15 protein-coding genes, 1 tRNA gene, 1 other RNA gene and 1 other annotated feature are annotated in these 15,557 nt (G+C 43.5%); of the genes, 4 read left to right on the top strand and 13 right to left on the bottom strand.

Annotated elements, in window-relative coordinates; all coding sequences use genetic code 11:
• Positions 1–268: 268 nt before the first annotated feature.
• From NFS43_RS23475 to tadA, 7 genes are all read right to left on the bottom strand, one after another.
• On the bottom strand, positions 269–532 hold the full coding sequence (locus NFS43_RS23475) for a pro-sigmaK processing inhibitor BofA family protein (RefSeq protein WP_251555371.1): 264 nt from the start codon (positions 530–532) through the stop codon (positions 269–271).
• A 119-nt stretch (positions 533–651) separates the two neighbouring features.
• Entirely contained in the window at positions 652–870 is a 219-nt protein-coding gene (locus NFS43_RS23470) for a YaaL family protein (RefSeq protein WP_251555370.1), read from the bottom strand.
• 30 nt (positions 871–900) lie between these two features.
• Positions 901–1,497: a recombination mediator RecR gene (gene recR, locus NFS43_RS23465; protein ID WP_251555369.1), complete on the bottom strand. Its 597-nt coding sequence runs from the start codon at positions 1,495–1,497 to the stop codon at positions 901–903.
• An 88-nt stretch (positions 1,498–1,585) separates the two neighbouring features.
• Positions 1,586–1,906 (bottom strand): YbaB/EbfC family nucleoid-associated protein, encoded by a 321-nt coding sequence (locus NFS43_RS23460; protein WP_251555367.1) that lies wholly within the window; start codon positions 1,904–1,906, stop codon positions 1,586–1,588.
• A gap of 56 nt (positions 1,907–1,962) precedes the next feature.
• Entirely contained in the window at positions 1,963–3,651 is a 1,689-nt protein-coding gene (gene dnaX, locus NFS43_RS23455; RefSeq protein ID WP_251555365.1) for a DNA polymerase III subunit gamma/tau, read from the bottom strand.
• Positions 3,652–3,790: 139 nt separating this feature from the next.
• Positions 3,791–4,055: signal recognition particle sRNA large type (ffs, locus tag NFS43_RS23450), an RNA gene on the bottom strand.
• 85 nt (positions 4,056–4,140) lie between these two features.
• Positions 4,141–4,653, bottom strand: coding sequence for a tRNA adenosine(34) deaminase TadA (gene tadA, locus NFS43_RS23445; RefSeq protein WP_251555364.1), 513 nt, complete (start codon positions 4,651–4,653; stop codon positions 4,141–4,143).
• A 148-nt stretch (positions 4,654–4,801) separates the two neighbouring features.
• On the opposite strand from tadA, the gene NFS43_RS23440 reads away from it, so the two are divergent.
• The 3 genes from NFS43_RS23440 (at position 4,802) to NFS43_RS23430 (ending at position 7,663) form a co-directional block, all read left to right on the top strand.
• The gene (locus NFS43_RS23440) at positions 4,802–6,085 is read left to right on the top strand and encodes a glycosyl hydrolase family 18 protein (RefSeq protein WP_251555363.1); all 1,284 of its coding nucleotides are present in this window, start codon (positions 4,802–4,804) and stop codon (positions 6,083–6,085) included.
• A gap of 219 nt (positions 6,086–6,304) precedes the next feature.
• Complete coding sequence (locus tag NFS43_RS23435) at positions 6,305–6,952, top strand: deoxynucleoside kinase (RefSeq protein ID WP_251555362.1); 648 nt, start codon at positions 6,305–6,307, stop codon at positions 6,950–6,952.
• 15 nt (positions 6,953–6,967) lie between these two features.
• Positions 6,968–7,663, top strand: a complete 696-nt coding sequence (locus NFS43_RS23430; RefSeq protein ID WP_251555361.1) for a deoxynucleoside kinase — start codon at positions 6,968–6,970, stop codon at positions 7,661–7,663.
• 97 nt (positions 7,664–7,760) lie between these two features.
• Here NFS43_RS23430 and NFS43_RS23425 read toward each other — a convergent pair.
• The 6 genes from NFS43_RS23425 to guaB all read right to left on the bottom strand — a co-directional run bounded on the left by NFS43_RS23425 (position 7,761) and on the right by guaB (position 14,310).
• Positions 7,761–7,853, bottom strand: a tRNA-Ser gene (locus tag NFS43_RS23425).
• Between the two features lie 111 nt (positions 7,854–7,964).
• Complete coding sequence (gene serS, locus NFS43_RS23420; protein WP_251555360.1) at positions 7,965–9,245, bottom strand: serine--tRNA ligase; 1,281 nt, start codon at positions 9,243–9,245, stop codon at positions 7,965–7,967.
• A 44-nt stretch (positions 9,246–9,289) separates the two neighbouring features.
• Positions 9,290–9,515: a binding site (T-box leader), on the bottom strand.
• Positions 9,516–9,584: 69 nt separating this feature from the next.
• On the bottom strand, positions 9,585–10,175 hold the full coding sequence (gene pdxT / locus NFS43_RS23415) for a pyridoxal 5'-phosphate synthase glutaminase subunit PdxT (RefSeq protein ID WP_251555359.1): 591 nt from the start codon (positions 10,173–10,175) through the stop codon (positions 9,585–9,587).
• A 73-nt stretch (positions 10,176–10,248) separates the two neighbouring features.
• Complete coding sequence (gene pdxS / locus NFS43_RS23410; protein WP_251555357.1) at positions 10,249–11,130, bottom strand: pyridoxal 5'-phosphate synthase lyase subunit PdxS; 882 nt, start codon at positions 11,128–11,130, stop codon at positions 10,249–10,251.
• Positions 11,131–11,293: 163 nt separating this feature from the next.
• Complete coding sequence (locus tag NFS43_RS23405; protein ID WP_420910357.1) at positions 11,294–12,658, bottom strand: D-alanyl-D-alanine carboxypeptidase family protein; 1,365 nt, start codon at positions 12,656–12,658, stop codon at positions 11,294–11,296.
• A gap of 179 nt (positions 12,659–12,837) precedes the next feature.
• Positions 12,838–14,310, bottom strand: a complete 1,473-nt coding sequence (gene guaB / locus NFS43_RS23400) for an IMP dehydrogenase (protein WP_251555355.1) — start codon at positions 14,308–14,310, stop codon at positions 12,838–12,840.
• A 106-nt stretch (positions 14,311–14,416) separates the two neighbouring features.
• On the opposite strand from guaB, the gene NFS43_RS23395 reads away from it, so the two are divergent.
• Positions 14,417–15,370: a YaaC family protein gene (locus tag NFS43_RS23395; RefSeq protein WP_251555354.1), complete on the top strand. Its 954-nt coding sequence runs from the start codon at positions 14,417–14,419 to the stop codon at positions 15,368–15,370.
• Positions 15,371–15,557: the final 187 nt, after the last annotated feature.

The following is a 15,557-nucleotide window of genomic DNA, read 5'->3' as shown; positions in this document are numbered from 1 at the left end:
ACGTTGGCTTCATTTCAAAAAGAAACGAATATTTTATTGTTGACGTTTTTGTTTGTTTAGTTTTCAAAGACCAATTTCTTTCATCGCATCAAAGCGACTATATTAATATAACATTTCATGTTGTTAATGTCAACAACATTTTAATCTTTTCGTTATCGTCCTTGTGACGACTTTTAATATATTACACAATAAACGAATTATAGTCAACACTTTTTTGTTTTTTTTTAAAGAACTTAATTAATAAAAAGCCGCTGGCTGGCAGCGGTTGTTAAAGTACCCAGTGATCGATTGCAGCTAAGGCCAATACGCCCGGAATTCCGAGAAATCCAGAAATAACGGATGTAATCAGATTGATGGGAACATGAATTCCGTATCGGTTTCCCACCGCATTCAAAAAGAATAACAATAAGGCCCCGATGACTATTTTTATCGCAGTCTGCCCAATAAATCGTGCCGGCTTAAAAGGGGCACCTGTAAATAACAGCAGAATGATTAACCCTCCTAAAACGGCAATGATAATAACCGGTTCCAATAAAACGATCCCCCTTCAAAGAGCTTTTTAATGAAACTATATGTACAGGCTGGGACAAATAGACCAAAAAAGGATGACTCTAACGTGGTACCCCTCGTTGAATCATCCTCTTCATATACTTATCTGCGCAAATTCACTTTTCGATATTTTGCTTCTTTTAAAAGAAGAATATATTTTGCTTCAGCTATTTTTGTCTGGCAAATCACATCTTCAGAGGGATCTAAGCTCTTTTCCAACAGATTTTTTTCCTGATGCCATTTTTCTTTATAGTGGTTTAACTGAACTAATACTTTTTCGTCAAATTCGCTGCGAAGCCGTCCTTTACGCCGAAAAAACATGACCATACCTCCGGCAATTATGTTTATTTCTTATACCTCTCTTCGGCCTTCTAATGCCTTTGATAAGGTTACCTCATCCGCATATTCCAGATCCCCGCCTACCGGGAGCCCATGAGCAATACGCGTTGTTCTAATGCCTGATGGCTTGAGCAAACGAGAGATGTACATCGCTGTTGCTTCCCCCTCAATGTTGGGGTTTGTCGCAAGAATAACCTCTTGGACAGTTTCATCCTGAAGCCGTTTTAATAAACCAGGGATATTAATATCCTCAGGCCCAATTCCATCCATCGGAGAGATGGCCCCGTGGAGAACATGGTACAGGCCGTTAAATTCCTTCATTTTTTCCATTGCAATTACATCTTTAGGATCCTGCACTACACATATTATGCTCTTATCGCGGCGTACATCTTCACAAATATAGCAGGGATCTTGATCCGTTATATGGCCGCAAACAGAACAGTATGTCAATTTCCGCTTCGCATCAATTAATGCTTTAGCAAAATCAAGGACAGTATCCTCTTTCATACTTAAGACAAAAAAAGCCAGCCGGGAGGCAGTCTTCGGTCCGATCCCAGGCAGCTTCATAAAACTGTCAATCAGCTTTGATATCGGTTCAGGATAATGCATTTTCGTTTTTCCTCTCTAAACAGCAAAGGTGTCTTGGCTTTAGCTCTTTTAGCAGCTAAAAGTCCCTAGACACCTTGCTAGGCTTTTATTAGAATGGCAGGTTTAACCCTTTTGTAAATTGGCCCATCGTATTATTTGTCAGCTCATCCGCTTTCTTTAATGCATCATTAACCGCAGCCAATACAAGGTCCTGCAGCATTTCTACATCATCTGGGTCAACAGCTTCAGGTTTAATTTGCACATCTACGACTTCCTTATGTCCAGTAACCACAACAGTCACCATACCGCCGCCTGATGTTCCTTCGATTTTCTCTTGGCCAAGCTGTTCCTGCGCCTCTTGCATTTGCTTCTGCATTTTTTGCATTTGCTTCATCATACCTTGCATATTTCCCATTCCGCCACGTTTCATTCCATTACCTCCAAATTTCACTATTTTGAATTCATCTCTTTTAAGATATACATGAATTAATCAATGATTTCCACAAATTCGGCACCAAATAATTTTTTCGCCTCAGCAATATGAAGCTCCTCCTCCTGCTCGGCGACGTTTCCTTCCTCGGAACCTCCGTGATGGCTGAGGAATTCCTCCCTAATGGACGGCCATTGTTCCTCAGGAACACCTAGCAGCATAAGCCTTCTGCCTGTCAGTTTATATAAGGAAGCGGTAACCGCCTCAATAAAATCATGTTTATCCATCGCCATTTGACAGTGGATTTCATGCTTGAATTTTAAGATAAACGCATTGGGTGAGGCAGCAACCGGTTCGGCCTCATTGATCAATGCCGCGTGGGATTTCAAAAGACCTGCACGCATTTCTCCCCAATTTGCTTTTATAATATTCAAATCACCTTTGGTTGCCTGCTTTAATACCTCATTTATTTTCCCAGTTGCCGGCTGGAAGGCTCGCTTCGTTGGCCGGTGGGCCTGCTTTTGCTGCTGGGATGCCGGTTCTTGTCCAGTGCTCACTAGGCCATTTTCCTTCAGATGCCGCAGTTCGGCTTCAAGCATTTCAATGCGGGAAATGAGCTGCCCCGTTTCTTTTGGTGCTGCAGTCTGCATTTCTGGCCTTTGTTCCATCTGGCACAGCTTCACAATCGCTACTTCAAGAAAAATCCTTGGATGGTTAGTCCAGCGCATTTCCTGTTGTGTTTTATTGAGCAAATCAATTAAATCGTAGATCTGTTCAGCAGGAGTTGATTCTGCAAGATTTCGAAATTCGTCATCGAGCATGACTCGTTCAAGAGATTCCTCCAGCTTTGGAGCTGTTTTATACAACAGCATATCACGGTAAAAAAGAATCAAATCCTCAATAAACCGGGCTGGGTCTTTTCCGTGATACAACAACTCATGCAAGGACTCCAAACCGCTGGCAACATCCTTTTCCCGAAAAGCGGCAGCGATTTTATTTAAAAATCCTTGAGAAACTGCCCCCGTTACCGTCAAGGCATCCTCCAAGGTTACGCGGTCCTGGCTATAAGAAATCGCCTGATCCAGCAAGCTTAAGGCATCACGCATTCCGCCTTCCGCTGCCCTGGCAATCATTTGCAAGGCAGGCTCGTCGCATGCAATCCCCGATTCCTCCACAATTAGCTTCATCCGATTAACGATCGAACTAGCTGTGATTCTCCTAAAATCAAACCGCTGGCAACGTGAGATAATCGTTAATGGAATTTTGTGAGGTTCTGTGGTCGCCAAAATAAAGATAACATGCTTTGGCGGCTCTTCTAATGTTTTTAGCAGAGCATTAAAAGCACTGATCGACAGCATATGCACTTCATCAATGATGTACACCTTATAGTTCACCGAAGTTGGGGCAAATTTAACTTTGTCCAACACATCCCGCATCTCTTCCACCCGTGAGTTGGAAGCTGCGTCGAATTCCAATACATCTGAAATCGTCCCGTCGGTAATGCCACGGCAGGCTGCACATTCATTGCACGGCTCAGCTGTTGGTGCATGCTCACAGTTAATCGCCTTAGCTAAAATTTTTGCCGCACTTGTTTTTCCTGTTCCTCTTGGGCCGGAAAATAGGTAAGCATGAGAAATCTTTTGCTGAAGCAGAGCATTTTGCAATGTCTTGGTGACATGTTCCTGTCCTACTACATCTATAAATGTTTGAGGCCGCCAAACACGGTATAACGCCTGATAAGACATGCGGCACCGCTCCCTTCATACTTTCTCATCTAATCCATTATAGCCTATCTTTTTTCCATATTTCAAAGCGTTTCCTCTTGATTTATAAAAAAACTCATCCCTTCTGGCAAGAGATGAGTTTAGTATTTAATATGTACTGCCGTGCACCTTCCTTCGACTGACGCCCATAAGCGTTACTTAAGCAGTTAGCTCAGCCCAGGCACCCCTGCGGCACATGGGAGCGTCCACTTAATGCTGCTTCCTTCCGGACCTGACATGGTTCATGGATTCCCATTGCGCAGGACCCGGGCGTCAACACCACTTACTTAAGGCAGACCCTACAGGTCATCAGCCTCAGGAAGGGATTCAGTCCCGCTAGAGCGGATTGCGGGTACAGGGCACCGCTGCCTCCCCACCTAGCACGGCAAAATTGTGTTTCATGCGTCTTATCTGACGCTTTTTAAGTATACAAACAATCCATGAAAAAAGCAATCGATATTGAACTGTAAATTACTGTAAATCACCTAAACCCTGTTGTTTACGGCGCCATTCCTTTTCCTGCTTCTTTCGCTGCCGCAGTTTTCGAAAAAAATCCGACAGCAACTGTCCGCACTCTTCTTCCAATACACCGCTGTCTACTATAGATTGATGATTAAACCGAGGATCGTCCAGGAGATTCATAAGGGTTCCGGCACAGCCGCCTTTCGGGTCCTTTGCCCCGTATACGACCCGCTCCACCCGAGATAACATAATCGCTCCGGCACACATTGGACATGGTTCAAGTGTGACATAAAGAGTGGTATTCTCCAATCTCCATGAGCCCAGTTCCCGGCAGGCTTGTTCAATTGCAAGAAGTTCCGCATGGGCAAGGGAATTTTGCTCAGTTTCCCGTAAGTTATGGGCCCGGGCAATCATTTTTCCATCATGGACGATTACCGCCCCGATTGGAACCTCATTTATTTGCTCCGCTTTGTTCGCTTCTTTAATGGCTTCCTTCATAAACAATTCATCCAGGTTACTCATTGTCGTTGGCTCCTAATTTGCCCTGTTTCAGGCATACGGCGCTGACCAGGGCACTTCCGCTTTTCTATAAATTATTCACATTATAACATGATTCCTAATCAGGTCTCATAAAATGGTGGTAGCGCCAGTTTGCTAAGGAGGGATGAGGATGCAAATCCATGTCATCAGACAGGGTGAAACCTTGACAACCATTGCGAGGACCTTTCAAACAACCGTGAACGATATTGTCGAAGCAAATGATCTTCCTAATCCAAATAATCTGGTTATTGGTCAATCAATTGTGATTCCCATCGTTGGACGGTTTCACTTCGTACAGCCTGGTGAATCATTATATGCGATCGGCAGAATGTATGGCATTTCGGCTCAAGAGCTTGCTAGGATGAATGGCATTTCGGCTAATCAGCAGCTTCAAATCGGCCTGCGCCTATATATTCCCGAAAGAACCAAACGGAATGCGGAGTTTAATGCCTATGTAGAGCCGCGCGGTACGACAGTAGCCCCAGCGCTGGAACAAAGCGCCCGTGAGGCAGCACCCTATTTAACGTATTTAGCTCCGTTTAGCTTTCAGGTCGACCGGGAAGGAACATTAAAAGCACCTCCGCTTAACAACCTTCCTGCAATCGCCAGAGCCAACGGAAATGTATTGATGATGGTCATCAGCAATCAGGAAAATGACCAATTCAGCGATGAGCTTGGGCGGATTTTACTGACGGATATGGAGATTCAAGACCGGTTTCTCAATAATATCGTCGATATGGCCAATCAATATGGTTTTCGGGATATTCACTTTGACTTTGAATACCTGCGTCCCGCCGACCGCGAAGCCTATAACAATTTTTTAAGAAAAGCGAAACAACGGTTTTCTCAGCAGGGCTGGCTGATATCCACAGCATTGGCCCCAAAGACGAGTGCCGGGCAGCAAGGAAGATGGTATGAAGCCCATGATTACCGGGCACACGGGGAAATTGTCGATTTTGTGGTCATTATGACGTACGAATGGGGCTACAGCGGCGGTCCGGCTATGGCCGTTTCCCCGATTGACCAGGTAAAAAGAGTATTGGATTATGCTGTCACCGATATTCCATCCACTAAAATTTTGATGGGACAAAATTTATATGGATACGATTGGACCCTGCCGTTTGTGCAAGGGTCGGTGGCAAGGGCCATCAGCCCGCAGCAGGCGATTCAACTGGCAGCGCAGCACAATGTCCCGATTCAATATGACACAAGGGCCCAAGCCCCCTTCTTTAGGTATACAGCAGAGGACGGCAAACAGCATGAAGTTTGGTTTGAAGACGCTCGATCGATTCAGGCAAAGTTTGATTTAATTAAATCGATGAATCTTCGGGGCATGAGTTACTGGAAGCTCGGATTAGCCTTCCCGCAAAACTGGCTGTTAATCGTAGACAATTTTAATGTGACGAAGCGCTAAGATTTGAAAACTGCCGGCAGCCTGGCAGTTTTTTTATATAATATATTTTCCATATCCCTTCCTGCCAGAGATTATGATAAAATATCATTTGTGTTTATGGAAATTGTCGCATTCTGCAGAAACGTGTAGAAAATAAACTATAGAAGAAAAAGACATCTATTTCACAAATATCCGTTTAATCATAGAATGTACAGGCAGTGGAGAAGGGGGAGCAGCAATATGGGGGATATACCCTTTATTACCGTTGAGGGGCCGATTGGCGTAGGGAAAACATCTCTCGCAAAAGCCATTTCAGAGCATTTCCAATTCGCTCTTTTAAAAGAGATTGTTGATGAAAATCCATTCTTGGGGAAATTTTATGAAAACATTGAGGAGTGGAGTTTCCAAACAGAAATGTTTTTTCTCTGCAATCGCTTCAAGCAATTGGGGGATATTAATACCCATTATTTGAGCAAAAGCAGAGCTGTTGTCGCGGACTATCATATTTTTAAAAATTTGATTTTTGCTCAAAGGACATTAAATGCGGCGGAATACAAAAAATACTATAAAATTTATCAGATCTTAACTGAGGATATGCCTAAGCCGAATGTCATTATCTATTTAAATGCCAGTCTGGATACTTTGCTAAAACGAATACAATTGCGCGGACGTGAAATTGAAAAAAATATTAGCCCGCTTTATTTGGAACAGCTATCACTAGACTATGAACAAACGCTCTCTGTCTTTGAAAAAGAGCATCCGGACATTCCAGTTCTCCGCTTTAATGGTGATGAGTTGGATTTCGTCAAAAATGAACAGGATTTGGACTATATTATTGAAAAACTTTCATCAGCGCTTAAAGCAAGCAGCTGGACAAATATATTATAGAGCAGGGGGATGTTTGTGAGTATTGTTATTGGTGGCATGATTGGTCTCGGTAAAACAAGCGTGGCCGATTTATTAAAAGGCCACTTTCAGCATAAAGGAATTGAAAGTAAGGTTTTTTATGAGTCAGTCGATGATAATCCGATTTTGCCGCTTTATTATGAACTGACACCAGAAGAATTAGATGCAAAACGGATTCCGTTCCTGTTGCAGCTGTTCTTTTTAAACAAACGGTTTAAGACGGTTAAAGACTGCATCAACTGGGAAAACCCCATTTACACCATTCAGGATCGTTCCATTTATGAAGATTGGTACTTTGCCTATGTGAATAAGAACTTGGGACGGATTTCTGAACTGGAATTTAAGATTTATGAAGACCTCGTGGATAACATGTTGGAAGAGTTGAATGAACTTCCGAAAAAGGCCCCTGATTTGATGGTGTATTTAAAGGGCTCTTTTGAAACCGTGATTGACCGGATTATGTCGCGCGGCCGCAGCTTCGAAATCAATCCAGAATTGAAGGAATATTATTTTGAAGTTTGGAAGGGTTATGATGAATGGGTAACCAACCATTATAATGCCAGTGAAGTGTTGATCATTGATATGGACCATACTGATGTGGTTCAAAACCCTCAAGATGCAAAGCGTGTCTGCCTAGAGGTCGAGGAAAAATTAAATGACATTCTATTTATTTCTAAAGCACATATTGGATAAGCCCAATATGTGCTTTTCTTTTTAAAAAAAAAGATCACTGCAGCCAGGGCAGCGATCTTTCTATCTCCAGTTTTTATGCGCGTGTATCATATATTGATGGCGGAGGAAGAGGGATTCGAACCCCCGCGCGGTTTAACCCGCCTGTCGGTTTTCAAGACCGATCCCTTCAGCCGGACTTGGGTATTCCTCCGTACAACAAAAGATAATTTATCACATCTTTATTTCCATGTCAACTTGATCTATCCATAAAAAAATATTCAGAAAAATAAGCCAGACGGACAGGAATCCGTCTGGCAGGGGGTTACATTGGTTTGATGACCTCACGATTTCCCATATATGGACGCAATGCCTTTGGAATCACGACACTGCCGTCTTCCTGCTGGTAATTTTCTAAGATGGCGGCAACCGTGCGGCCAATCGCGAGGCCAGAACCGTTTAATGTATGAACATGTTCCGGCTTTGCTTTCGGATCGCGGCGGAAGCGGATGTTCGCCCGTCTCGCCTGAAACGCCTCAAAGTTACTGCAAGAAGAAATTTCGCGGTACATGCCATAGCTTGGAATCCAAACCTCGATATCGTATTTTTTTGCGGCGGTAAAGCCAAGATCGCCTGTGCACATGCTTAACACTCGATAAGGAAGTTCGAGCAGCTGAAGAACCCGTTCCGCATCATGAGTCAATTTTTCAAGCTCCTCATAGGAATCCTCAGGCTTCACAAATTTAACAAGCTCGACTTTGTTAAATTGATGCTGGCGGATCAATCCCCGTGTATCGCGGCCGGCTGATCCCGCCTCGGAACGGAAGCATGCGCTGTAAGCAGCAAAGCGGATAGGAAGCTCCTCGCCAGTTAAAATTTCATCCCGGTAATAGTTGGTTACCGGCACCTCCGCTGTTGGAATTAAGAAATAGTCTTCGCTTTCGATTAAAAAGGCATCTTCCTCAAACTTAGGCAGCTGGCCTGTTCCTGTCATACTGGTCCGATTGACCATGTAAGGAGGGAGAATCTCGGTATAGCCGTGCTCATCCACATGCAAATCAAGCATAAAGCTCATCAGCGCACGCTCAAGGCGTGCCCCAAGGCCTTTATAAAAGACAAAGCGGCTGCCGGTCACCTTGCCCGCACGTTCAAAGTCAAGGATTCCCAAGTTGTCAGCAATATCCCAATGCGGCTTCGCTTCAAAGCCAAAGTCGCGGACCTGGCCCCATTTTCTAATTTCAACATTTTCCTCTTCAGTGTCACCAACAGGAACGCTTTCATGCGGGATATTCGGGATGCTGAGCAATAATAGTTCCAGTGTCTCTTCTACTTCTCTTAATTCCCCATCCAGCTGTTTAATCTGATCGCCAACCTCGCGCATTTCTGCGATTAACTGGTCAGCATCCTTCTTCTCACGTTTTAATGCTGCCACTTGCTGTGTTACTTCATTTCTTCTTTTTTTCAGATTTTCAGTCTCGACAATCAATTCCCGCCGTTTTACATCCAACTCTTCGAATCGGCCGAAATCGGTCAAGTCTTCACCGCGATGCTGCAATTTTTCTTTTACTTCCTCAAAATTTGCCCGTAAATACTTTAAATCCAACATTTTAGACACTCCTTTTTAAAAAAATAAAAAAATCCCGTCCCCAAAACAGGGACGAGATTTACCCGCGTTACCACCCTGGTTGACAGCATAGGCTGTCCACCTTGAACCTTTTAACGGCATTTAACCGAAAGTACTTACTAACCCCATAGGCATGAGGCATTCCGTACCTTGCTCGAGGAGGGATTCACAAGCATTATTCACCGATTCGCACCTGCCATCGGCTCTCTTTAGAATAAACAGCCTGTTACTAGTTCCTCTCATCGCTTTAGACGATATTAGATAGCGGTTGCTTCCGCTTTTCTAATAATTTACTATAATTGTTAGCCAAATGCAACCCGTTTATACAGGCTGCTTCTGTTTCGCCTGATGGACCATATCCACAAAATACGCCGTCATGCGATGGTCATCTGTCAATTCAGGATGGAAGGAACACCCTAAAAATTGCCCTTCTCGTGCAGCTACAATTCGTCCATTGTGTTTGCAAAGGACTTCGACATTCTCTCCAGCCTCAACGATATGCGGTGCACGAATGAACACAGCTGGAAAGCTGTCAGCCACATCTTTGATCGCGAGGTCTGCCTCAAAGCTATCCACCTGGCGGCCAAACGAGTTGCGTTCCACCATAACGTCCATCACGCCAATGTGAGGTTCACTGTACCCGGCCAAATGCTTGGCTAATAGAATCAGCCCTGCACAGGTGCCGAACATTGGCTTGCCTTGTGCAGCAAACTCTTTCAATGCATCCATAAAATCATATTTATCAATCAGCCGGCGCATCGTGGTGCTTTCCCCGCCTGGGAGAATGAGGCCATCCACTTCTTGCAATTCTTCTTTATGCTTAATCGCAATGGCTTCTGCGCCGCATGCCGCTAATGACTGCATATGCTCGCGGACTGCCCCCTGCAATGCCAGAACGCCAATTTTCATCAAAATTCCCCCCTTATGTCGGTTTGGGACATGCCGTCATGCGTTTGAAGTCCTCCGTAGAGGCTAGTCCCCATTCTTACCAGCCGCGATCCTGCATTCTTGCTTCAGGTGCTAAGGAAGAAATTTCAATCCCCTTCATTGGTGTGCCTAAGCTCTTAGAAAGTTCAGCAATCAGTTTGTAATCTTGATAGTGAGTAGTAGCTTCCACTATGGCTCTAGCAAACTTGGCAGGATTCTCAGATTTAAAAATGCCGGAACCTACAAACACGCCGTCTGCCCCTAACTGCATCATAAGCGCCGCATCGGCAGGTGTCGCCACACCGCCAGCCGCAAAGTTTACAACGGGAAGACCTCCATTGCGCTTGATTTCAAGAAGGATTTCATAGGGTGCGCCTAACAGCTTTGCTTCTGTCATCAATTCATCTTCATTCATGGAGACTACTTTGCGAACTTGTGCATTCACCTTGCGGATATGGCGAACCGCTTCAACGATATTGCCTGTTCCAGGCTCACCCTTGGTGCGCAGCATAGAGGCTCCTTCACCGATCCGACGGGCAGCTTCTCCAAGGTCACGGCAGCCGCAAACGAATGGCACTGTATATTCTTTTTTATTTAAATGGAATTCTTCATCAGCAGGAGTCAATACTTCACTCTCATCGATATAGTCAACCCCCATTGCTTCTAGGACACGCGCTTCCACAATATGGCCAATCCGTGCCTTTGCCATTACAGGGATAGATACAGCATTCATTACCTCTTCTACTATTCTAGGATCTGCCATTCTAGCAACTCCGCCAGCAGCCCGAATGTCAGATGGAACCCGCTCCAATGCCATTACAGCCACTGCGCCTGCTTCCTCTGCAATCTTTGCTTGTTCGGCATTGACCACATCCATGATCACGCCGCCTTTTTGCATTTCTGCCATACCGCGTTTAACACGATCTGTACCAGTTCTCATTTTTCTCGACTCCTCTTATTACTAAAAATTAAGAAAATTTAGCTTATTAATTGGAAACTCCGTCTAAATTAGTCGGAATTATGATTCCATAAAATCATTAAGCAACAAAAACGGGCTCCTGTCAAGTTAGGAACCCGTTTCTAATCTATCCAATATTTTCTTGTTAGAACCATCCGCCAACAGTGGAGGAGATCCCGTGCCAGACGTCTCCAAAGAAGCCGCCAATTCCTCTCATCATCAATACAAACCAGTTGGATTTTTCAACACCTTGTGCCGCAACTACGTCTGCTTGTACCTTCTTTTGGCCTTCTTCCGTCAAGAAGCTGACCTTCTCGCCATTCTTAGGCACTAACTTAACGTATCCAACCTTTTCACCTTTTTTAATTGGTGCTGTCAATTTGCCATTTTTATCAACTTTATCTTTATCAAGCACTAACACGGCTTTATAATTCTCTTTTTCCCCATTAGAAATGACCATATCAATGGCAGATTTAGTATAAATTTTTACTTGGTCGTCTTTCCCTTTCGTTACAGGAAGGGTTTTTTGATTTTTCACTTGATAATGCTTTGGCAGAATTTCTTCTTTGCTCGTATTGGCAAATGCATAATCAAGCATTTTTTTCGTTTCATCAAACCGGGCTTTATAACCGCCAGCACCGTTTGCGTCCTTTGCATTTTGAACAACTGTTATAAATCGTTTTCCATCACGCATCGCTGTGCTTGTAAAGCAATAGCCGGCAAAATCAGTTGTACCTGTTTTCAGTCCGTCTACCCCTTTATAGCCATAATCTAATTCAGGAAGCATCCAATTCCAGTTGATCATGTCAATTTTATCATCAGTACCCTCACGGAATGTCTTCCTTGGGATACTGGCTGTTTTTAAAACTTCAGGATACTCGTTAATCAAATGGAAGGCTAATTTCGCCACAGCGCGGGCAGACATGACGTTTTCCTCATCATCTCCGGTTCCCTCTGGCTGCAATCCTTTATAATCGACATTATTTAAACCAGTGGAATTGACAAATTTAAAATCTTTCAAGCCTAATTTTTCAGCTTTTTCATTCATCATTTTAACAAAGTTGGTTTCCGATCCGCCAATGGTTTCAGCAATGGCAATGGTCGCAGCGTTGGCTGAATAAATCGTCATTGCTTCATATAATTCCCGGATTTTGTAGGTTCCATCTGCCCGTAAAGGTACATTGGACAGGTCGGTTCTTTGGGAAATTTGATAAACTAAGTCACTGACTTGGTATTCTTGATCCCATTTCACTTTCCCGTGCTTGATCGCATCCAGCAGCAAATATTCGGTCATCATCTTTGTCATGCTGGCAATGCCCAATACGGTGTCGGCATTTTTTTCATACAGCACTTTGCCTGATTCTGCATCAACCAAAATGGCTCCATCTGCATTAATATTTAATTGTGCTGCTGCTTGCGCTTTATCCAAACCGGCTAATGGACTAAGAAACAGCAAAATAGCCAAGGCTCCGGCTGCCATTTTTTTTAAAAGTAGTTTATTCAAGATCATACGCCCTCCAACGAATTATTACACTTTGGATATTTTAACATAACTCACTAGCAATTCATAGACAGAGCATCGGACCATCTTATTTCCAATTTGCTAGTTTTATTTACTAAATACAGGACTTTTTGCTTATGCCCTATTTTTACATAAAAAAGGGCTGACGTTGTGTCAGCCGCTTCCTATTAAGATAACGAATAGTTAGGTGCTTCTTTTGTAATTTGAACGTCATGCGGGTGGCTTTCTCTTAAGCCGGCTCCCGTCATGCGGATAAATTGAGCCTTGGTTCTCAATTCCTCTATATCCTTTGTTCCGCAATACCCCATACCGGAACGCAGGCCGCCGACCAGCTGATAGATGGTATCTGCCAATGGCCCTTTATATGGAAGACGCCCTTCAATTCCTTCAGGCACAAATTTTTTGTTGTCTTCTTGGAAATACCGGTCCTTCGAGCCTTTCTCCATAGCCGCAACGGACCCCATGCCGCGGTATACCTTAAAGCGCCGCCCTTGGAAAATTTCTGTTTCTCCTGGGCTCTCTGTTACACCCGCAAGCATACTTCCAAGCATAACCGCATGCCCTCCAGCTGCGATTGCTTTAACAATATCACCGGAATATTTAATGCCGCCATCTGCAATGATGGTTTTTCCGTGTTTCATGGCTTCAGTAGCACAATCATAAACGGCTGTGATTTGCGGGACACCCACACCAGCAACGACCCGTGTCGTACAAATGGATCCAGGTCCAATCCCTACTTTTACCACATCGGCACCAGCTTCGATTAGTGCTTTAGTAGCCTCGCCTGTTGCGACGTTACCGGCAATGATCATTAAATTTGGATAAGCGGCTCTGATTTCTCTGACGGTTTCAAGGACGCCCTTTGAATGCCCATGTGCAGTATCGACGACGACCGCATCTACGTTTGCTTCGACAAGGGCCTCTACGCGTTTCATCGTGTCTTTTGTGACACCGACTGCGGCGCCTGCCAATAAGCGGCCTTGTTTATCCTTTGCCGAGTTAGGGAATTCAATGACCTTTTCAATATCCTTGATCGTAATTAATCCCTTAAGCACACCGTTTTCATCCACTAATGGCAATTTTTCTATTTTATGCTTTTGGAGAATTTCTTCTGCCTCCTTTAAGGTCGTTCCTACAGGAGCAGTGATCAAATTTTCTTTGGTCATCACATCGGCAATTTTAAAGGAGTAGTCCTGGTCTTGAATAAATCGAAGATCCCGGTTTGTGATAATCCCAATCAGCTTTTGTTCCTCGAGGTTATTGACGATTGGCACTCCGGAAATTCGATATTTTCCCATTAAATGCTCGGCATCAAAAACTTGATGCTCTGGAGTCAGGAAAAATGGGTCTGTGATCACACCGCTTTCTGATCTTTTTACCTTTTCAACTTGCTCGGCCTGCTGCTCAATCGTCATGTTTTTGTGAATGATTCCCAGTCCGCCCTGGCGTGCCATGGCAATGGCCATTTCCGATTCCGTCACGGTGTCCATACCTGCACTTATAATCGGAATATTCAGCTTTACATTAGGTGACAATTCAACCTGTAAACTTACATCCCTTGGAAGTACCTCAGACCTGCCCGGAATCAATAATACATCATCAAAGGTTAATCCTTCTTTAGCAAACTTATTTTCCCACATTTTAACAGCCCCCAGGACAAAAAATATTATTTGTAGGTTACCAATTGGACAAAATACTGTCAAGGAAGAAGCACTAGATTGATTTTTCTGAAAAAGGTGATTTGCTTTGAAGATTCCATATAAAGGCTGGAACAGCTTTAGCCGTTTTTTCTCAGCCGAATACTGTCAGCTTTTTTTAAAAAAATGCTATCAAAAGCTCCAGTTGGAACAGGCAGAACAGAAGAGCTATGAAAATTGTTATGCCTTCCTTTATTATCTGGAACATGGACAAATTTATTATGAGCAGGCGAAAAATGCCCCGCTTGTTATTAAACCCATCCTGCTTTTTTATGGGCTCGTCCATTTGATTAAAGCCTGCATCCTGACAGTCGATCCAGCTTATCCGGAAACGACCGCCGTATTGGCGCATGGTGTATCGACCCGAAAGCGAAAGAAACAGAACTACTTGTTTTTTCAAGACGAGGTGAAACTGCAAAAAAACGGACTATTTCCGTTTATGTCAGAAAAATTGTTCCATATGAAACAAACAGATGGCGAGAAAGTGATGATGGAGGAATTATTGCAAATGATCCCCGAGCTGGATGACTTATTTTCTTTTCATACCGGAAAGAGAACGTTTAAAAAGCTGGATTGGGATGGAAAACAGTTTGTGGTACCAGAAGACATATTGGATCATTATCATATGACGGAGAATCGATTTAAAGATTTTCTAGCTGCTAAGATTAAACATAAGATTGAGTTTTTAGGCGAGGGGCTGTCGTTTCAATTAATGCAGGAGAAAATAACAGAAGTGCCTCCACTAAAGTATAATCTTGAAGAGCATGTATGGGCATTTCCTTTGTCAAGACCGCCTTTGTTTATGTTCCATGAATTGCTTGTTCATTATTTGCTGCTGTATAACTTAAGTATGATTGCCCGTTATGAGACAGAATGGTGGAGTGAGCTAACAAAAATGATGCCAAATTGTGATTACCCGTTTATCTCCTCCTTTCTGCAAATTACGTCAGACAAGGGGCCATTTTTGATTTATCAGTATTTGAGGGAGCAGCAGGGTAGTTGATTTGTGACCGCTTTATGAAAGCCCATTTGGTTCTGTTTTTTGAAAAACGGGCTTTCATCTCCATCGCCAATAAACAAAATAAATTAGCCATTCAAAAGACAACTCCAAATTTGGTCATTATTCTTTCCGATTGAAGACAATTGTCTCTTGAATTTTTGTTATATTGTCTTCAATAAGCCGGCTTAAA

The organism is Neobacillus muris, from assembly GCF_943193175.1.
Classification (GTDB): Bacteria; Bacillota; Bacilli; order Bacillales; family Cytobacillaceae; genus Neobacillus; species Neobacillus muris.
Note: the sequence above shows the minus strand (reverse complement) of the source record. Positions and strands in the feature narration are given on the sequence as shown.